The following is a 17867-nucleotide window of genomic DNA, read 5'->3' as shown; positions in this document are numbered from 1 at the left end:
GGGATTCTATCTTGTCCCGACCCGCGGAATCGCTCAAGGATGGCGAACACGGTGCCGGCCCCTTGCGGGGGTCCGGATAATAGGGAACGGGGTGCAAATCCCCGACTGCCCCCGCAACTGTAACCGGGGAGCGCGCGCGGAGAAATCCACTGGTCCAAGCCGGGAAGGGTCCGCCGCGCAACGATCCGGAAGTCAGGAAACCTGCCGTGACGTGAAACCGCCGGGGAACCGGCACAAGGATCCGCCGGGGTTGGCGGGAAGGAGATCGAACATGCATATCGAACCGGGCGTCGTACAAGGCGCGAAGATGGTCCTGGCCTACGGGACGACCGCCGCGGCGGCGGGCTATTCGCTCAAGCTGATCGCCGTGGACGTGAAGGCGCGCGCTCTGCCCTCCTTTGCCCTGCGCAGTGCGACGGCAACGCTCGGTGTGCTCGCCTTCTTCGAGGTTCTGCCGCATTTCCCCGTGGGGATCTCCGAGGTGCATTTCATCCTGGGCACCACGCTGCTGCTGATCCTGGGGGCCGCGCCGGCGGCGGTGGGGCTTGCGGCGGGCCTGGCGATCCAGGGCCTGATCTTCGCACCCGGCGACCTTCCGATGTATGCGGTCAACCTGACCACGCTGCTGGTGCCGCTATTTGCGATCCACGGGCTGGCGCAAAAGGCGCTGCCTCGGGACGCTGCCTATGTCGACCTGAAATATGCCGACATGCTCAAGCTCTCGATTGCATACCAGGGCGGTGTTGTGGCCTGGGTCGCCTTCTGGGCCTTCTACGGCCAGGGCGTGGGCGCCGACACGATGACGGCGGTCGGCAGCTTCGGCGCGGCCTACCTGATGGTCATCCTGATCGAACCGCTGGTCGATCTTGCCGTGCTGGCCGGGGCCAAGTCGCTGCGCGGGCTCAAGGGCTCGGCGCTGGTGACACCGCGGCTCTACGCGGCCGGCTGAGCCGACCCGCCCCTACAGGGACTGCCCCGGTCCGCTTCGGACCGGGGTGTTATGTTTGCCATGCTTGAACTGCTGCTGATCGGAATCGGAACCGGCAACCCGGACCACCTGACCCGCGAGGGCGAACGGGCGATCCGCGCGGCGGACCTGATCCTGATCCCGCGCAAGGGCGCGGAGAAATCCGATCTGGCCGGGCTGCGGGAAGGGATCGTCGCGCAGGTCGCGGACACGCCGCCGGCCATCGCCCATTTCGACATCCCCGCGCGCCGCGACGATGCCGGCTATCTCCAGGGCGTCGAGGATTGGCACGATGCCATCGCCGAGCGCTGGCAGGCGGCAATCGCCGCGCATCCCGGCGCGCGCCACGTGGCGTTGCTGATCTGGGGCGATCCCTCGCTCTATGACAGCAGCCTGCGCATCGCCGCGCGGCTGAAGCCTCGGCCGCAAGTCCGTGTCGTGCCGGGAATCACGGCGGTGCAGGCGCTGACCGCGGCGCATGCGATCCCGGTGAACGACCTGGGCGCGCCCTTCGTGGTCACGACCGGCCGGCGACTGCGCGACGGCGGCTGGCCCGAGGCCGCGGACCGGGTGGTGGTGATGCTGGACGGCAATTGCGCGTTTCGCGACCTGGAAGGGACGGATCTGCACATCTGGTGGGGCGCCTATGTCGGCATGGCCGAACAGATCCTGATCGCCGGCCGGGTGTCCGAAGTGGCCGAGCGGATCGTCGAAACCCGCGCCCGCGCCCGTGCCGAGCACGGCTGGATCATGGATGTGTACCTGCTGGAACGGCGACCCGGCTGAGCCGGCGCCGGCTTACTGCGCGGCCGCCTCGGCGCGCAGCGCCTCGAGAACCGCATCGACGGCCGGGGACAGCGGGGCGGATTTGCGCATCGAGATCCCCACCGGCCCGATGGGGATCGGCACGTCCCACGCGACCTGCCGCAGCGCACCGGTCTCGATGTCATGGGCGGGGACATGGGCCGGCATCACCGCCAGCATGTCCGAGGACACCAGCAGCGCCCGATTGGCGAGATACGAGACGGATTCAACTGCGTGGCGCGGCTCGGGCCCGCCGGCCTCGACGAACATGTGGTCGATCTGGCGGCGCAGCGTGGTCTCGGACGGCGGCAGGATCCAGGGGTATTCCAGCAGGTCCGCCACTCCTGGCGCGGACAGGGCGTGCACCGGATGCCCGGCGCGCGCGACGCAGATGACGTGCTCCTCAAACAGGCGCTCCTGCGCGATCTCGGTCCGGTGGCGGTGGATCGGAAGCCGGCCCACCACCAGGTCCACGTCGCCCGCGCGCAGGGCCGGCATCAGCACGTCGTTGGTGCCCTCGACCAGCTTGACCACCAGGCCGGGCCGTTCCCGCTGCAATCGGCCCAGGACCCGCGGAAGGAACTCTGCCGAGGCCGCAAGCAACGTGCCCAGGACAACGCGGCCGCCATTGCCAAGGTTCAGGTCGTCCAGTTCCTGCGCGGCGTGTGAGATCTGCGCCAGGATCAGCTTGCCGTGGCGGATCAGCGCCTCGCCGAAGACGGTCGGCACCATGCCCCGATTCGTGCGCTGGAAAAGCTGCACGTCGAAATCCAGCTCGAGATCCTTGATCAGCTTGGTCGCCGCCGGCTGCGAGATGTTCAGTGCCTGCGCCGCGTGCAGGATCGAGTGGTGCTCGCCCACCGCGACCAGCAGGCGCAGCTGCTTTAGCTTGAGCCGGGTCAGAACCCGCTCGACGATGCGGATCTGGGTGCGGCTCATGTTCCGCTCCTGCCCGATCCGGTCATATCCGGATCCCCGACAGCCGCCGGCGGATCTCGGCCAGCACGCTGAGCGCGGTCAGCGCCGAGGACCGGGGATTGCCCGGCAGCGCCCGGCCCTCGATGCGGAATTCAAAGCGGCCGAAGCTGCCCCGGGCCGATATCTCGTGCAGGTTGCCACCGGCCTCCGGATCGGCGATCAGCACGGCGCGGGTGGCGTCGAAGCCCGCGCCCGCCAGGGCAACGGCGGCGGCGACATTGGCGTTCTTGGGGTAGAGCCGGGCGGCCTCGCGTGCGGTGCCGCTGAAATGCACTTCCGCGCCAGTCAGGGCATCGAGGTCCAGCACCTCCTCGGCCCGCGATCCGTGCCAGCCCGCGGGCGGTTTGCGCCCGCGATAGGTCACTTCCAGATCCGCGCCCCTGGCGGCGGCCCGCAGCGCGTCCAGCGCCCCGATCGCGCCGCTGGCCAGTGTTAGCGTGGCCCCGCCCTCGGCCACCGCGCGGGCCAGGTCGGCCTCCAGCTCGGGGTCGGCCAGGGCACCGACCGAGACGGTCAGCAGGTCGATCCCCGATTGCAGCGCCGCGGGCCCGTGAGCGCGCAGCCCCTCATGCCCGGCGCAATCGATCAGCAGGCCGGGGCGGGTCGGAAGGTCGGCGACAGCTTCCATCGCCGAAACGTCGCCCAGCGCCGCCCGTGCCGCCGCCGCGCGGCCCGGCCGGCAGATGACGGCACCGACCCGTGCGCCCTCCGGGCAATGGGCCGCCACATGGGCGGCAATGGCGCCGTGGCCGATCAGCGCGATGTCCAGCATGTCGTGCCCTCCGCTTTGCCCCAAGCCAATTCCATATAGCAGCCCGCAAGTGCTATCGTAATTCACAATATCCAGATGCAATCAAACGATTTGCCGCGTCTGCCTCTGGATCACAGGATCGGCGCGAACCGCAGCCACCGCACCCCGCCCAATGCCAGACACACACGCCACACCGGTCGGCCAACCCCTGCGCCGCCGCGAAGACCCCCGGCTTCTGCGCGGCGAGGGGCAATATGTAGGTGACGTCCCCTTGCCCGGCGCGCTGGCGCTGGCCTTTCTGCGCAGCCCGGTGCCGTGTGGACGGATCACCGAACTGGACCTGGATGGCGCGTGCGAAGGACCGGGCGTCGTCGGGGTCTTTACCGCCGCAGACCTGGGCGAGACCGGGGCGCTGTCGGTGAACCCGGTCCTGCCGCGCAACGGCGAGACGCCCTTTCCGCTGCTGGCCGCGGAAACCGTCACGGCGGTGGGCGAGCCCGTTGCCGCGGTGCTGGCCGAAACCGCCCCGCAGGCGCAGGATGCGGCCGATGCGATCCTGCTGGACATCGACGAGGACGCGGCGCCGCCGCTGGATCACCTGGCCGCCGCGCAGTCGTGGACGGACGGCGATGCCGAGGCCGGGTTCGCGCGCGCCGCCCAAGTGGTCGAGGTCGAGATCACGCATCCCCGCCTTGCCCCCACGCCGCTGGAGCCACGCGGCATCGCCGTGGCGCCCGATGGCCAGGGTGGCGCGACCGTCTGGCTGTCGACCCAGACCCCGCACCGCGCCCGAACCGAGCTGGCCGGCATCCTCGGGCTGGATCCCGAGGCGCTGCGGGTGATCGCCCCGGATGTGGGCGGCGCGTTCGGGATGAAGGCCTCGCTCTACCCCGAAGAGGTCTGCGCGGTCTGGGCCGCGCTCAAACTTGGCCGCCCGGTGCGCTGGATCGCCAGCCGCAGCGAGGATTTCCTGTCGGCCACCCACGGGCGCGGGCTGCGCAGCAAGGGCGCGCTGGCGCTGGATGCCGAGGGGCGCTTTCTGGCGCTGAAGGCGCGGATCGAGGCGCCGCTGGGGTCCTGGTTGCCGAATTCGGCGCTGATCCCGGCCTGGAATGCGGGCCGCATTCTGCCTGGCCCCTATGTGATGGATGCGCTGGACATCGAAACCGGTGCGCAGCGGGCGAACCTGCCGCCCGTGGGGATCTATCGCGGCGCAGGACGGCCCGAGGCCTGCGCGCTGATGGAACGGCTGGCCGACAAGGCAGCACGCGCCTGCGGTCTGGACCCGGTCGAATTGCGGCGGCGCAACCTGCGTCCCGCCGACGCGATGCCGCACCGCTCGGCAACCGGCTGCCGGCTGGATTCCGGCGACTATCCCGAAACCCTGGCCCTCTTGGCCGACAAGGCCGGATACCGGACCCTATGCGCCGAACGCGACGCGGCCCGGCGCGCCGGCCGGCTGTTCGGGATCGGCCTGGGCTTCTATGTCGAACCCTCGGGCACCGGCTGGGAAAGCGCACGGGTGACGCTGGATGGGCGCGGCGCCGTCGTGGCGACCGGCGGCAGCAGCCAGGGACACGGGCGCGAGACCGCGCTGGCGCAGGTCGCCGCCGAGGCGCTGAACCTGGCACCGGAGCGGGTGCGCGTCCTGCATGGCGACACCGCCGCTTGCCCCGCGGGCATCGGCGCGCTGGCCAGCCGCAGTACGCCGATCGGGGCCAGCGCCGTGCTGGCCTGCTGCGCCGAGATCAACGAACGCCGCGCGGAAGGCGCGGCTCTGCCCCTGACCGCCGAGATCCGCTATGAGGCCCCGAACGAAGCCTGGGGCCACGGCTGCTACCTTGCCGTGCTCGAAATCGACCGCGACACCGGAAGGCCCCGGGTGCACCGCATGATGTGCCTGGACGATGCCGGTCGGCTGATCAATCCGATGCTGGCGCATGGCCAGGTGACGGGGGGATGCGCGCAGGGCTATGGCGAGGCGATGATGGAGGCGCTGCATTTCGAGGACGGCCAACTGCTCAGCGGGTCGCTGATGGATTATGCGGTTCCGCGTGCCGCCGACACGCCGCCGCTGTCGATCCACACGACGCAGACGCCGACCGATGCCAACCTGCTGGGCGCCAAGGGGCTGGGCGAGGCCGGCACGATCGGCGCGCCCGCCGCCCTGCTGAACGCCGCCATCGACGCGCTGTCGCCGCTGGGGGTAGAAGACCTGCAAATGCCGCTGACCAGCCTGTCGCTCTGGCAGGCGATCCGGTCGGCCAGCGAAAGGACCGAGTGATGCGCTATTCCCGCCTCGACGCCAAGGACCGCGCCCGCGAGCACATGCGCGGGATCTGGGCCGCGGCGCTCAACCCGTTCCGGCCCGACGGATCCTTTGACGAGGCCGGGTTCCGCCGCAACATCCGGCATTGGGCGGACGATCTCGGCATCGCCGGCCTGTTCATCGGCGGCAAGCAGGGCGAGTATTTCTCGATGTCGCTGGACGAGCGCAAACGCAATTTCGAGATCGCGGCGGACGAAACCGGCAGCGCGGCGGGCACCATCATGTCGGCCTCGGACCAGAATTTCGACACCGTGCTGGAACTGGCCCGCCATGCGCAGGACGTGGGCGCCGACTATATCGTCGTGCATGCGCCGGTTCTGCATTTCGTCAAGGATCCCGACGAGACGGTGTTCAACTACTACAAGGCGGTCTGCGACGCGGTGGATATCGGCATCGCCATGTGGTCGCATCCCGACAGCGGCTATCTGATGAGCCCCGAGCTGTGCGCCCGTATCGCCGAGCTGCCCAACATCGTGGCGATCAAGTATTCGGTCCCGCGCGAGATGTATGTGCGCCTGAGCCACATGGTCGGCGACCGGATCCATGTCTCGACCGCGTCCGAGGAGGAATGGCTGGACAATATCGAGGAGCTGGGCTGGAAACTCTACCTCTGCTCCTCGCCGCCCTACCTGTTGCAGACGGCGCGCGACCGGCGGATGCACGAGTATACGCAGCTTGCCTTTCAGGGCCGGTTCGACGCGGCGCGGCGTGTCCGCGACAGCCTCGAGCCGGTGCGCGCGGCGATCCGCGACACCAAGCCTGCGGGCAAGCCGCACGCGCATGGCAAGTTCTGGCAGGACCTGCTGGGCCAGACCGGCGGCGCCACCCGGTTCCCGATGCTGCCGCTGACCGAGGCCGAGAAGGCGGAGACCCGCCGGGCCTTCGAGGGCTGCGGGCTGCAACTCTGACCGATTACGGCGGCACGGGTCGTCATGAGCGGATTTCCCACCCCTTTCGGCGCGTTTCCGCCAGTTGGTCGGGGCCGTGGCCTGCCCGCCCTCGCGCCCGGCGCCGTCGTTCGCTACCACCGGAGTCGGAGTGGAGACCCGCATGATCCGACTGTTGAGATGGCTTGCCGTCGTGACCCTTGTCTCGCTGCCGGTTCTGGGCGGCGCGTCCGACCTGCAGCCGCGGGCCGGTTGGGTCGTGCGACTGACCGACAAGCCCTTCGACCGGCTGGTCGAGGACGTGATCGGCGCCATCAAGGCAAACGGGCTTGTCGTCGTCACCCAGGCCGGCCCGACCAAGGCCGCCGCCGCGCGCGGGATCGAGATCCCCGGCAACCGCATCATCGGCGCGTTCAACAACGACTTTGCCGTGCGGGTGATCGGCACGTCGGTCGCGGCGATGATCGAGGCGCCGATTCGGTTCTATGTCACCGAGAATGACGACGGCTCGGCCACCCTGTCCTACAAGACGCCCAGCATGATCTTCTCGCCCTACATGGACGAGGGCGGCGCGGAACTGGACGCCATCGCCGCCGAGCTGGACGCGCTGTTCGCCACGGTGGCTCAGGATGCTGTCGACGCCTCACAGTGACGTGAAAGGGCTTGCGCCGGGCGGCCACCTCCGCAATCTGCGCAACAGTCCCTGACGGAGCGTCACCGATGTCCGAACCCGCCCCCCGTGCCGCCGACCTGCTGGCCCGCAGGCTCTACCAGGCCGGGTGCCGACACGCCTTCGGGATGCCCGGCGGCGAGGTGCTGACGCTGGTGGATGCGCTGGAACGGGCCGGAATCCGGTTTCACCTGGCCAAGCACGAAAACGCCGCCGGCTTCATGGCCGAGGCGGTGCATCACCGCGACGCAGCGCCCGCGATCCTGGTGGCCACCATCGGTCCCGGCGCGATGAACGGGGTCAACGTGGTCACCAACGCGCACCAGGACCGGGTGCCGATGATCGTGCTGACCGGATGCGTCGACGAGGACGAGGCGCTGAGCTATACCCACCAGGTGCTGGACCACGGCGCGGTGTTCCGCCCGATCACCAAGGGCACATTCCGCCTGACGGCACGCGGTGCCGGGCTGGTGGCGGACAAGGCGGTGATGCTGGCCACGCGGCCCCGCTGCGGGCCGGTGCATGTGGATGTGCCGATCTCGGTTGCCGAGGCGCGCGTGGAGGGGCCCGCACTGCAGACGCCGGCCCCCGCACCGGTCGCGCCGACAGGGGCCGAAGCGGCGCAGGCGCGCGACTGGCTGCGAGACGCGGAACGGCCGCTGGCGGTGATCGGTCTGGATGTGCCGCGCGACGGATCGGCGCGGATCGTCAGGGCCTTTCTGGAGCATTTCGGCATCCCATTTGTCACCACCTACAAGGCCAAGGGTGTGCTGCCCGAGGATCATCCGCTCTGCCTTGGCGCGGCCGGGCTGTCGCCGCTGGCCGACCGCCACCTGCTGCCGCTGGTCGCCGAGGCCGATCTGATCCTCTGCCTGGGCTACGACCCGATCGAGATGCGTCCGGGCTGGCGCGAGGCCTGGGATCCCGCGCGGCAGAACGTGATCGACGTCAGCGCCGAACCCAACACGCACTACATGCACCGCGCCGGCGTCTCGCTGGTGGCCGATACCGGCGCGACGCTGGAGGTGCTGGCACAGGGGATCCCCGCCCGCGCGACCTGGCCGGATGGCCGGCCCGACGCCACGCGGGCGGCCTTGGCCGAGGCCTTTCCCGAGGACGAGGCCTGGGGCCCGGCCGCGGTGATCGCCGAGGCCCGTGCCGCGCTGCCGCCCGACACGCTGGCCACCGCCGACAGCGGTGCGCATCGCATCCTGCTCAGCCAGATGTGGCGCTGCACCGAGCCGCGCGGCCTGATCCAGTCGTCGGGGCTGTGCACGATGGGCTGCGCCGTGCCGATGGCGATCGGTCTGAAACTGGCCGCGCCGGAACGACCGGTGATCTCGTTTTCGGGCGATGCCGGGTTCCTGATGGTGGCCGGAGAGCTGTCGACCGCCGCCGAGATGGGCAACAACCCCATCTTCCTTGTCTTCGTCGACGCATCGCTTGCGCTGATCGAGCTGAAACAGCGGCAACGGCAGATGGCCAATCACGGCGTCGATTTCGGACACCACGACTTCGCCGCCATCGGCCGGGCCTTCGGCGGGCACGGCCATACCGTGCGCGACCGCACCGAGCTGCGCGCGGCCCTTGAACAGGCGCTTGTGGCGGACCGCTTCACCGTGATCGCGGCGGAAATCGACCGGGAGGCTTATGATGGGCGGATCTGAGGGGGCGCTGGCGGGCGTCAAGGTGCTGGATCTGACCCGCATCCTTGCCGGGCCGACCTGCACGCAGCTTCTGGGCGACCTGGGCGCCAGCGTGCTGAAGATCGAGAACCCCGCAACGGGCGGCGACGACACGCGGCAATGGGGCCCGCCCTATGTCACCGATGCCGAAGGCCGGCAGAGCGACCTGAGCGCCTATTTCATGGCGGCGAACCGCAACAAGCGGTCGGTCGCGGTGGACATCGCCACCCCCGAGGGACAGGAGACGATCCGGCGGCTGGCAGCGGCGGCCGACATCCTGGTGGAGAATTTCAAGCCCGGCGGGCTGGCGAAATACGGGCTGGATTATTCCACGCTGTCGCGGGATCTGCCCGGGCTCGTCTATTGCTCGATCTCGGGCTATGGCCAGACCGGCCCGAACGCGGCCAAGCCGGGGTACGACCTGATGGCGCAGGGCTTTGGCGGGATCATGTCGCTGACCGGAGAGCCCAAGGGGGCGCCGATGAAGGTCGGGGTCGGCATAGCCGACGTGATGTGCGGCATGTATGCCTGCGTCGGCATCCTGGCCGCGCTGCGCCACCGCGACCGCACCGGCGAGGGCCAGCAGATCGACATCGCGCTGGTCGACAGCCAGGTGGCCTGGCTGATCAACGAGGGCGTGAATTACCTGACCTCGGGCGAGGTGCCGCAACGGCGCGGCAACGGGCATCCCAACATCGTGCCCTATGATGTCTACGCCACTTCGGACGGGCATGTGATCCTGGCGGTGGGTAATGACCGCCAGTTCGCGCGCCTGTGCGCCATGCTGGGGCGCGACGAACTGGCCCGCGATCTGCGCTTTGCCACCAACCCCGACCGGCTGGAACACCGCGATGCACTCAATGCCGTGCTGCGCCCGGCGCTGGCCGCGATGACCGCGGCCGAAGTGATCTCGGCGCTCGAGGCACGCGGCGTGCCGGTGGGGCCGGTGCAGACGCTGGACCAGGTGTTCTCCGGCGAACAGGTCGCGGCACGCGACATGAAGATCGGGATGCGCGCGGACCCCGGCCCGGTCTCGCTGATCGGCAACCCGCTGAAATTTTCCAGAACCCCGGTGCGCTACCGCAGGCCGCCGCCGGTCTTTGGCGCCGATACCGGCGCGGTGTTGCAGCGCAGCGATCCGTTCGACGAGCCGGAAGACTGACGACGCGGCCGAAGGGCCCGAAGTCCCGCATCGGCGAGAAAGCGCCCATGATACGGGCGGATCGGCGGAAATTCCCGCCACCGCCGGCACACGCCATTTCACCAATGCGCGAGCGGCGCCGATACTGGTAACGACCGTGCGACCACTCTGCTAAGTCCTTGAGTTGAAAGCCACGGAATCGGAACCGGACCCTTCATGAAGCAAGATGTTTTTGGACAGATGAACAGCCTGGCCCACGCGGATGCCGCGCGGGACTGGGATGGCGTTCTGCTGGGTTTCATGGCCCATGCCGCCGTGACCCCCGACCATCTGGCCAAGGTGCTGGAGCGCGATCCGGGTTTTGCCTTGGGCCATGCGGTGAAGGGATTGTTTCTCATGCTCCTTGGCCGGCGCGAGCTCGTGGCCACGGCGCAGGAGGCGCTGGACAGCGCCGAGACAGCGGCGCAGTCGCGCGCCCTGACCCCGCGCGAGGCGCAGTATCTGCAGGCGCTGCGGCACTGGCTGGAGGGCAACCCGACCCGGGCGGTGCAATGCTTCGAGGCGGTGCTGGCCGCGCATCCCGACGACACCCTGGCCATGAAGATGAGCCACGCGACCCGCTTTGTCCTGGGCGACGGCCCCGGCATGCGCCGGTCGATCGAGCGGGTGATGCCCGCCTATGCGCCCGATCATCCCGGCCGCGGCTATCTGCTGGGCTGCCATGCCTTCGCGCTCGAGGAGACCGGCGACTACGACAAGGCCGAGATCGCGGGGCGGCAGGCTTTGTGGATGGTGTCGGACGATGCCTGGGGGCTGCATGCGGTGGCGCATGTGCACGACATGACCGGCCACGCCGAACGCGGGCTCGACTGGCTGGCCGGCCGCGAGGAGGCCTGGGCGCATTGCAACAATTTCCGCTACCACGTCTGGTGGCACAAGGCGCTTATGCATCTCGACCTGGGCCAGATCGACGCGGTGCTGGCGCTCTATGACGCCGAGATCCGCAGGGACCGGACCGACGACTACCGCGACATCTCGAACGCCACCTCGCTGCTGATGCGGCTGGAACTGGAAGGCGTCGACGTGGGCGACCGCTGGTGCGAACTGGCCGACCTGAGCGCGGCGCGCACCGAGGATGGCTGCCTGATCTTCGCCGATCTGCATTACCTGCTGGCGCTCACCGGCGATGACCGGGACGAGGCCGCGGCGCGCATGCTGACGCGGATCCGCCGCGACGGCGGACGCGCCGACTGCGACATGACCCTGCGGATGGGCGATCCCGGACTGGCCGCTGCGCAGGGGCTGGCGGCCTTTGGCGACGGCGACCACGGCCGCGCCTTCAGCCTGCTTGTCGCCGCGCGCCCCACGATGCAGCTGGCCGGCGGCAGCCATGCCCAGCGCGACGTGTTCGAACGGCTGACCATCGATGCCGGGCTGCGCGCCGGGCGGCTGGACGCGGTCGAGGCGATCCTGGACGACCGGCGCACCCGGCGTGGCGGGCACGAGGACAATTACGCCCTCGCCCGCCGCAGCCTGATCGCCCAAGGCCGCCGTGCCCCCGGCACGCGCAGCATGCCCGCCGAGTGACAGTGACAGAGGACCGGACCGGAATGGCGACGATCTCGCCCGCATCGGATTTCACTGCCGCCGCGCCGGCCCGCCCGGCCGCCAGGTCAGGCACGCGCGACCCGCGGCTGGACTTCTATCGCGGCATCGCGATGTTCATCATCCTGGTCGCGCATATCCCGCGCAATCCCTGGACCGGGTGGATCCCCGCGCGGTTCGGCTATTCCGACGCCACCGAGATCTTCGTGTTCTGTTCCGGCATGGCCTCGGCCATCGCCTTCGGCGGCGCGTTCGAGCGCCAGGGCTGGTGGATGGGCACCGCGCGCGTGGCCTTCCGCACCTGGCAGGTCTACTGGGCGCATATCTGCCTGTTCTTCTTCGTCGCGATGTCGATGGCCGCGCTGGACCTGTCGGGGGCGTTCGACAAGAGCTATGTCGCCTCGCTGAACCTGCAGCACTTCTTTGCCGATCCGATGCAGCAGATGCTGGGCCTGTTCACGCTGACCTATGTGCCCAACTATTTCGACATCCTGCCGATGTACCTGGTGGTGCTGGCGATGATGCCGGTCTTCGTGGCGCTGCGGCAGGTCGGGGTCTGGGCGGCGGTGTTGGCATCGGTCGCGATCTGGGCGGTGGCGCAGACCGGCGCGCTGGCGCTGCCGGCCGAGCCGTGGTCGGACCGCCAGTGGTTCTTCAACCCGTTCGGCTGGCAGCTGCTGTTCTTCACCGGATTCGCACTGATGCGCGGCTGGATCCCCGCGCCGCCGGTTTCGAAGGCGCTGATCTGGATCTCGGCGGCGTTCCTGGTGTTGTCCGCGCCCTTCGGCGCGTGGAAGGTGTTCCTGTGGGTCGATGCCCTGAGCCCCGACCTGGGCGAGCAGATCCGCAAGGTCTGGTCGCTGAGCAAGGAACTGCGCCCCAAGACCGAGTTCGGCCTGCTGCGCTTCCTGCACTTCCTCGCGCTGGCCTATCTGGGCTGGGTCGCCGCCGGCGACAAGGGCGCGCGGCTGCTGGCCACCGGGACCGGATGGGCCGCCCGGACCTGGCGCATCGTGCTGCGGCTGATCACCAAGGTCGGCCAGCAATCGCTGGCGGTCTTCGTTTTTTCCATGGCAATTGCGCGGTTTATCGGCGTTTGGCTGGATTCCGCCGGGCGGGATTCCGCCACCGTCGCACTGGCCAACCTGACCGGCTTTGCAATGATCATCGGGGTTGCCTATCTGGCCGGATGGTTCAAGTCGCAACCTTGGAAAGTCCGAAAATGACGCTGTCGCGCCGCACATTCCTGTCCTCGATTTCGGCCCTGGCCCTGAGCTCGGCGGCCGGGGCAACCGGTATCGGAATGCCCTTCGACCCCGGCATGGTCGTGGCCGAGGCCCGCGATTTGGCCTCGCGCCCCTATGCCCCGCGCCCGACGATTCCGCAGGCCTGGCGCGACCTGACCTATGAGCAGTACCGGTCGATCCGTTTCCGACCCGAACGGACGTTGTGGAACGGTACGGACGCGCCCTTCAATGTCGATTTCTTCCCGCCGGGGCTGTATTTCCCCCGCGCCGTCAAGGTGTTCGAGGTCTCGGACGGCAATGCGAACCCGGTGGAATTCGATCTGTCGATGTTCGACAAGTCCGAAGAGGTGCCGCAGCTGCCCGTCGACGACACGCTGGGCTTTTCCGGGCTGCGCCTGCGCACCGAGATGCACCGGCCCGGCCTGACCGACGAGTTCTGCGTCTTCCAGGGCGCCAGCTATTTCCGCGCCATCGGCCTGTACGAGGTCTATGGCCTGTCGGCGCGCGGCCTGGCGCTGAACACCGCCGGTCCGGATGGCGAGGAATTTCCCGACTTCACCCGCTTCTGGCTGGAACGGCCCGCGCCGGGGCAGGACAACATGATCGTTCACGCGCTGATGGACAGCCCCAGCGTCACCGGCGCCTATCGCTTCGACATCCGCGCCGGGGCGGATTGCGTGATGGAGGTGCAGGCGACCCTCTTCCCGCGCACCGAGCTTGAGAACGTGGGGCTGGGGCCGCTGACCTCGATGTTCCTCTATGACCAGACCGGGCGCACCCGGTTCGACGATTTCCGGCCTGCGGTGCATGACAGCAACGGCCTGATGATCCGCAACGGCGCCGGCGAGGTGATCTGGCGCCCGCTGTCCAATCCGCGCCGGTTGCAGGTTTCATCTTTCGTCGATGACGGGCCGCAGGGCTTCGGCCTGATGCAGCGGGCGCGCGACTTCTCGGATTTCAACGATCTCGAGGCGATGTATCACAAGCGTCCGGGCCTCTGGGTCGAACCGATGGGCAACTGGGGACGCGGCACCGTCACCCTGGTCGAGATCCCCGCCGACCAGGAGATCTATGACAACATCGTCGCCTATTGGCGACCCGCGACGCCGGTTCCCGTCGGCCAGCCATTCGAGATCGGCTATCGCCTGACCTGGGGCGAGGAGCCCGCCACGACCCCCCTGCCCCGTGTCACCGACACGGCGATGGGTGACAAGACCTTCGGCACCGGGCGGCTGGTGGTGATCGACTTCGAAGCGACCGAACTGCACGCGGATATCGATGTGATCGTGCCGATCGTGCAATCGCCCCATACCGAGATGTCCGAGCCGATCCTGCAGCGCAATCCCGAGACCGGCGGCCTGCGCCTGGCCTTCTCCTTCGACCCGGGCGAGCGCGATCATGTGGAACTGCGCGCGCAACTGCGCAAGGACGGCGCGATGGCCTCCGAGGTCTGGCTCTACCGGTGGACGGCATGAGTGCCGATCTGCACATCATGCCGCCGCGCGCGCCGCTGCCGATGCCCAAGCAGGATTTCGGCCGCGATTTCCGCGACACGAAGGCGCCCGACGCCGACGCGCCGCGCGATGTCGCCCTGTGGCGGGTCCTGGCCTTTTCCCCGGCGATGGCCGCGACGCTGGCGCTGGTCTGGCTGATGGAGGACTGGTTCGCCGAAGAGGGCGTCACCCTGGTCGAGGGCGTTCTGTTGGCGCTGATCTCGTTCAATTTCTTCTGGATCGCCTTCACCGTCAGCACGGTGGTGCTGGGCGTACTGTCGTTGTCGCGGCAGGCTTCGCGCCGCCCGCGCGGACCGGTGCGGCCCCTGCGCGTGGCGCTGCTGATGCCGGTCTACAACGAGGTGCCCTGGTACGTGCTGGGCAACGCGCGCTCGATGCTCGAAGAGTTGCGGGCACGCGGCGGCGTGCATGACTATGCCATGTTCATCCTGTCGGACACCCGCGACGACGCCATCGCCGCGCAGGAGCAGGCCAGCATCGAGGCGCTGCGCAACTCGCTGGCGCCGGGGCTGGCGCTGCATTACCGCCGCCGCGACAGCAACACCGACCGCAAGGTGGGCAACATCGCCGACTGGGTGCAGCACTGGGGCGGCGACTGGGACGCGATGCTGGTTCTGGACGCCGACAGCCTGATGACCGGCCGCGCCATCGCGCAGCTGACCGACGCGCTGGCCCGCGATCCCGGCGCCGGGCTGATCCAGAGCTTTCCGCAGCTGATCGGCGCGCAGACGGTGTTCGCCCGGATGCAGCAATTCGCCAACGGCGTCTATGGCGCCGCCTTCGCCGAGGGCATGGCCCGCTGGTGCGGCCAGGAAGGCAACTACTGGGGCCACAACGCGATTATCCGCACCGCGGCCTTCGCCAGCTGCGCCGGGCTGCCGCGCCTGCGCTCGCGCTCGGGTCGGGACCGGCTGATCATGAGCCACGATTTCGTCGAGGCCGGGCTGCTGCGCCGGGCCGGGTGGACCGTGCGCTTCCTGCCGCGCATCCGCGGCTCCTATGAAGAAACGCCGCCCACCCTGATCGACCACATCCAGCGCGACCGGCGCTGGTGCCAGGGCAACCTGCAACACCTGAACCTGCTGCGCGCGCGCGGGTTCCGCTCGATCTCGCGCTTTCACCTGTTCCACGGGGCGATCGGCTACCTGATGTCGCCGATCTGGTTCGCGCTGCTGCTTATGTGGGCGCTGATCGGGCGCAGCGAGGAGGCCAGCGTGCTGAATTATTTCAGCCCCGCCAACCCGCTTTTCCCGCAATGGCCCGAGATGACCGAGGCGCGGCATCTGCTGGTGATCGCGCTGATCTACGGCATGCTGCTGGCGCCCAAGATCCTGGGCATCGCCGCATTGCCGCTGACCGGCGCGCGCTATGCCGATTTCGGCGGCGCCTGGCGCTTTGCAATCTCGTTCCTGACGGAACTGGTCCTGTCGGTGCTCTACGCGCCGATCCTGATGGTCCAGCAGGTCATCGCGGTCGGCCGCACGGTCCTGGGCCTGCAGCGCGGATGGTCGCCGCAGGCCCGCCAAGGCGGGCGCTACGGGCTGGGTACGCTGGCCGTCTGCCACGCGCTCGAGACGGTGATCGGGCTGGCGCTGAGCGTGGGCATCCTGGCCGGACTGGTGTCGCCCTGGCTGCTGCCGATCGCGTTCAGCCTGGCGCTTGCGGTGCCTCTCTCGGCGCTCAGCGGTGTGTCGGCACAGGGCGCGCGCCGGCTCCTGCAGACGCGCGAAGAGGTGCGTGAACCGGCAATCACCCGTGCCGCGCGCAGCTATCGCCGCGAGCTGAAGGCGGTGCTGGACGGCGACGCGCGGGTCACGCCGGCCGAATAGGCCACGCAACGCGCGCGTTCAGGCGCCCGGCAGCGCCTCGAACCAGTCCAGCATCATGGGCGCCCAGCCCTTGGGTACGCCATGCCCGCCTGGAAACAACGCCATCTCCAGCGCGCTGCCCTCGGCGCAACGGCTCCAGCGGCGGCGCAGGAAGTCGCCGGTCGTGGCAAAGCCGTCGGGCCGGTTGTCGACGCATCGGTTGGCGGCGCGGAACAGCTCCAGCCCGGCAAAGATGTCGCCCTGCTGCCATTTGCCGCCGCCCAGGTAGCGCCCTTCCAGGGGCACCACGTTGTCGGTCCAGCCATGCGTATGGAACAGCCGCACCGGCCCGGCGCAGGATTGCGGATGCGGCCGCCAGAACCCGCCCGAGACCGGGGCGTAGGCCACGAAGGCTTGCGGGTTTTCGCAGGCCAGATAGGTCACCATGAACCCGCCCGCTGAAAACCCCGAAAGGACCGTGCGCTCGGGGTCGACGCCGAACCGGCGGGCCGCGTCGGCCCGCACGGCGGTCAGGAACGCATGCTCGTCGCGCCCGCCACGGCCGGGATAGAACGCCCAGGAGCGGTTGCCGTTGGGCCGCCGCTTGCCCTCTGGCGCGATGACCGCATAGCCGCGCGCGGTCAGCGCCTCGACCACGCCACGCATCTTCAGCACGCCCTCGCCCGATCCGCCATAGCCATGCAGGAACATCACCGCAGGAAGCGACGGCGCGTCCGACTCCGGCAGTTCGACATGATAGCTTCCCTCCGGGATCTCGCAGGGGCCGGGCGCATCGGCGCAATCCGCGCGCGCCAGGGTCGCCAGCGACGCCAGGCCCGCGGCCAGACAGAGAGCCCGGATCATCCCGCCCCTCCGGAATAGGCCGTGACCGGCAGGTCCGAAGCCAGCCAGCCCGGCCCCGCGCGCGAGCCCAGCATGCCCTCGGGGACATCGAGAATGTTGTCGTATCCAGCCTCGGCCAGCGCATTGCCCAGCCGCGCCGAGCGGACGCCGCGCGCACAGATCAGGGCGACGGGGCGAGACGGGTTCTCGGCGGTCAGATCGTCGAGCGCGGCGCGGAAATCCTCGCGCCGCATGTCGATCGGATGCGCGCCGCGCGCGATGCCGGTGCGGCGCCATTCCTGCGGTGTGCGGATATCGACCAACACGATGCGCCCGGACTGCGCCGCCTCGAAGGCTTCGCCCGCGGTCAGTGTGCCGCCCGGGAAATCCGGCGGGATCAGGCGGTATTGGCGGATGCCCCAGGCGCCCAGCGCGGCGATGCCGGCCAGCAGCAGCCAGCGCCGCGTCATCCGCGGGACCATGCCGTTCAGCTTGCGCTCCATCGCCTCCTCCGTTCCGGGTCTCGTCGACGCATTTCTAGCACGACGCAGGCGCGCTGCCTGCCCCCGGCCTGCGTCCACTGGATCACCATCGCGTCAGCGTTTCCTGACGCACGGGCAATTTGCCGCGCCCGTCGT

General features: G+C 69.3%; 15 protein-coding genes and 1 riboswitch. Of the genes, 11 read left to right on the top strand and 4 right to left on the bottom strand.

All coding sequences use genetic code 11. The features are described from left to right. The first annotated feature begins 32 nt into the window (after window positions 1–32). Window positions 33–223: riboswitch (cobalamin riboswitch) on the top strand. Window positions 224–271: 48 nt separating this feature from the next. Together BMX57_RS12045 and cobF are read left to right on the top strand one after the other, a co-directional pair. Continuing rightward, window positions 272–949, top strand: a complete 678-nt coding sequence (locus tag BMX57_RS12045; protein WP_092367057.1) for an energy-coupling factor ABC transporter permease — start codon at window positions 272–274, stop codon at window positions 947–949. Between the two features lie 60 nt (window positions 950–1009). Further along, window positions 1010–1753 carry a precorrin-6A synthase (deacetylating) gene (gene cobF / locus BMX57_RS12040; RefSeq protein WP_092367248.1) on the top strand — a complete coding sequence of 248 codons (744 nt, stop codon included), beginning with the start codon at window positions 1010–1012 and terminating at the stop codon, window positions 1751–1753. A 12-nt stretch (window positions 1754–1765) separates the two neighbouring features. Here cobF and BMX57_RS12035 read toward each other — a convergent pair whose 3' ends face one another. After that, window positions 1766–2710: a LysR substrate-binding domain-containing protein gene (locus BMX57_RS12035; RefSeq protein ID WP_092367056.1), complete on the bottom strand. Its 945-nt coding sequence runs from the start codon at window positions 2708–2710 to the stop codon at window positions 1766–1768. A 22-nt stretch (window positions 2711–2732) separates the two neighbouring features. Then, window positions 2733–3518 carry an aspartate dehydrogenase gene (locus BMX57_RS12030; protein WP_092367245.1) on the bottom strand — a complete coding sequence of 262 codons (786 nt, stop codon included), beginning with the start codon at window positions 3516–3518 and terminating at the stop codon, window positions 2733–2735. Window positions 3519–3672: 154 nt separating this feature from the next. Between BMX57_RS12030 and BMX57_RS12025 the strand changes: the two genes are divergently transcribed. The 9 genes from BMX57_RS12025 (at window position 3673) to mdoH (ending at window position 16407) form a co-directional block, all read left to right on the top strand. After that, window positions 3673–5784, top strand: coding sequence for a xanthine dehydrogenase family protein molybdopterin-binding subunit (locus BMX57_RS12025; RefSeq protein ID WP_092367055.1), 2112 nt, complete (start codon window positions 3673–3675; stop codon window positions 5782–5784). Beyond that, window positions 5784–6737 carry a dihydrodipicolinate synthase family protein gene (locus BMX57_RS12020; RefSeq protein ID WP_092367054.1) on the top strand — a complete coding sequence of 318 codons (954 nt, stop codon included), beginning with the start codon at window positions 5784–5786 and terminating at the stop codon, window positions 6735–6737. The genes BMX57_RS12025 and BMX57_RS12020 overlap by 1 nt, the downstream gene beginning before the upstream one ends. Before the next feature lie 142 nt (window positions 6738–6879). Beyond that, window positions 6880–7368, top strand: a complete 489-nt coding sequence (locus tag BMX57_RS12015; RefSeq protein ID WP_092367242.1) for a DUF302 domain-containing protein — start codon at window positions 6880–6882, stop codon at window positions 7366–7368. Between the two features lie 68 nt (window positions 7369–7436). After that, window positions 7437–9053 carry a thiamine pyrophosphate-binding protein gene (locus tag BMX57_RS12010; RefSeq protein WP_092367053.1) on the top strand — a complete coding sequence of 539 codons (1617 nt, stop codon included), beginning with the start codon at window positions 7437–7439 and terminating at the stop codon, window positions 9051–9053. After that, entirely contained in the window at window positions 9040–10233 is a 1194-nt protein-coding gene (locus BMX57_RS12005) for a CaiB/BaiF CoA transferase family protein (protein ID WP_092367239.1), read from the top strand. The genes BMX57_RS12010 and BMX57_RS12005 overlap by 14 nt, the downstream gene beginning before the upstream one ends. Before the next feature lie 195 nt (window positions 10234–10428). After that, the gene (locus BMX57_RS12000; protein ID WP_092367052.1) at window positions 10429–11799 is read left to right on the top strand and encodes a tetratricopeptide repeat protein; all 1371 of its coding nucleotides are present in this window, start codon (window positions 10429–10431) and stop codon (window positions 11797–11799) included. A gap of 23 nt (window positions 11800–11822) precedes the next feature. Next, the gene (locus tag BMX57_RS11995; RefSeq protein ID WP_092367051.1) at window positions 11823–13043 is read left to right on the top strand and encodes an OpgC family protein; all 1221 of its coding nucleotides are present in this window, start codon (window positions 11823–11825) and stop codon (window positions 13041–13043) included. Then, window positions 13040–14539, top strand: coding sequence for an OpgD/OpgG family glucan biosynthesis protein (locus tag BMX57_RS11990; RefSeq protein ID WP_092367050.1), 1500 nt, complete (start codon window positions 13040–13042; stop codon window positions 14537–14539). The genes BMX57_RS11995 and BMX57_RS11990 overlap by 4 nt, the downstream gene beginning before the upstream one ends. Next, window positions 14536–16407 (top strand): glucans biosynthesis glucosyltransferase MdoH, encoded by a 1872-nt coding sequence (mdoH, locus tag BMX57_RS11985; protein ID WP_092367236.1) that lies wholly within the window; start codon window positions 14536–14538, stop codon window positions 16405–16407. Before BMX57_RS11990 ends, mdoH begins: the two co-directional genes overlap by 4 nt. An 18-nt stretch (window positions 16408–16425) precedes the next feature. On the opposite strand, the gene BMX57_RS11980 is transcribed toward mdoH, so the two are convergent. Both BMX57_RS11980 and BMX57_RS11975 read right to left on the bottom strand, forming a co-directional pair. Beyond that, on the bottom strand, window positions 16426–17250 hold the full coding sequence (locus BMX57_RS11980) for a CE1 family esterase (protein ID WP_092367042.1): 825 nt from the start codon (window positions 17248–17250) through the stop codon (window positions 16426–16428). Next, window positions 17247–17732, bottom strand: coding sequence for a rhodanese-like domain-containing protein (locus BMX57_RS11975; RefSeq protein WP_092367039.1), 486 nt, complete (start codon window positions 17730–17732; stop codon window positions 17247–17249). Before BMX57_RS11975 ends, BMX57_RS11980 begins: the two co-directional genes overlap by 4 nt. Window positions 17733–17867: the final 135 nt, after the last annotated feature.

This window comes from Cribrihabitans marinus, from assembly GCF_900109035.1.
Classification (GTDB): Bacteria; Pseudomonadota; Alphaproteobacteria; order Rhodobacterales; family Rhodobacteraceae; genus Cribrihabitans; species Cribrihabitans marinus.
The sequence above is the reverse complement of the archived record's forward strand: the minus strand, read 5'-3'. Positions and strand labels throughout refer to the sequence as shown.

What these genes read in the sequence shown, in the direction of transcription:
- BMX57_RS12045 (WP_092367057.1), top strand. Translation starts at nt 272, where the DNA reads ATGCATATCGAACCGGGCGTCGTACAAGGCGCGAAGATGGTCCTGGCC.
- cobF (WP_092367248.1), top strand. Translation starts at nt 1,010, where the DNA reads ATGCTTGAACTGCTGCTGATCGGAATCGGAACCGGCAACCCGGACCAC.
- BMX57_RS12035 (WP_092367056.1), bottom strand. Translation starts at nt 2,710, where the DNA reads ATGAGCCGCACCCAGATCCGCATCGTCGAGCGGGTTCTGACCCGGCTC.
- BMX57_RS12025 (WP_092367055.1), top strand. Translation starts at nt 3,673, where the DNA reads ATGCCAGACACACACGCCACACCGGTCGGCCAACCCCTGCGCCGCCGC.
- BMX57_RS12020 (WP_092367054.1), top strand. Translation starts at nt 5,784, where the DNA reads ATGCGCTATTCCCGCCTCGACGCCAAGGACCGCGCCCGCGAGCACATG.
- BMX57_RS12015 (WP_092367242.1), top strand. Translation starts at nt 6,880, where the DNA reads ATGATCCGACTGTTGAGATGGCTTGCCGTCGTGACCCTTGTCTCGCTG.
- BMX57_RS12010 (WP_092367053.1), top strand. Translation starts at nt 7,437, where the DNA reads ATGTCCGAACCCGCCCCCCGTGCCGCCGACCTGCTGGCCCGCAGGCTC.
- BMX57_RS12005 (WP_092367239.1), top strand. Translation starts at nt 9,040, where the DNA reads ATGGGCGGATCTGAGGGGGCGCTGGCGGGCGTCAAGGTGCTGGATCTG.
- BMX57_RS12000 (WP_092367052.1), top strand. Translation starts at nt 10,429, where the DNA reads ATGAAGCAAGATGTTTTTGGACAGATGAACAGCCTGGCCCACGCGGAT.
- BMX57_RS11995 (WP_092367051.1), top strand. Translation starts at nt 11,823, where the DNA reads ATGGCGACGATCTCGCCCGCATCGGATTTCACTGCCGCCGCGCCGGCC.
- BMX57_RS11990 (WP_092367050.1), top strand. Translation starts at nt 13,040, where the DNA reads ATGACGCTGTCGCGCCGCACATTCCTGTCCTCGATTTCGGCCCTGGCC.
- mdoH (WP_092367236.1), top strand. Translation starts at nt 14,536, where the DNA reads ATGAGTGCCGATCTGCACATCATGCCGCCGCGCGCGCCGCTGCCGATG.
- BMX57_RS11980 (WP_092367042.1), bottom strand. Translation starts at nt 17,250, where the DNA reads ATGATCCGGGCTCTCTGTCTGGCCGCGGGCCTGGCGTCGCTGGCGACC.
- BMX57_RS11975 (WP_092367039.1), bottom strand. Translation starts at nt 17,732, where the DNA reads ATGGAGCGCAAGCTGAACGGCATGGTCCCGCGGATGACGCGGCGCTGG.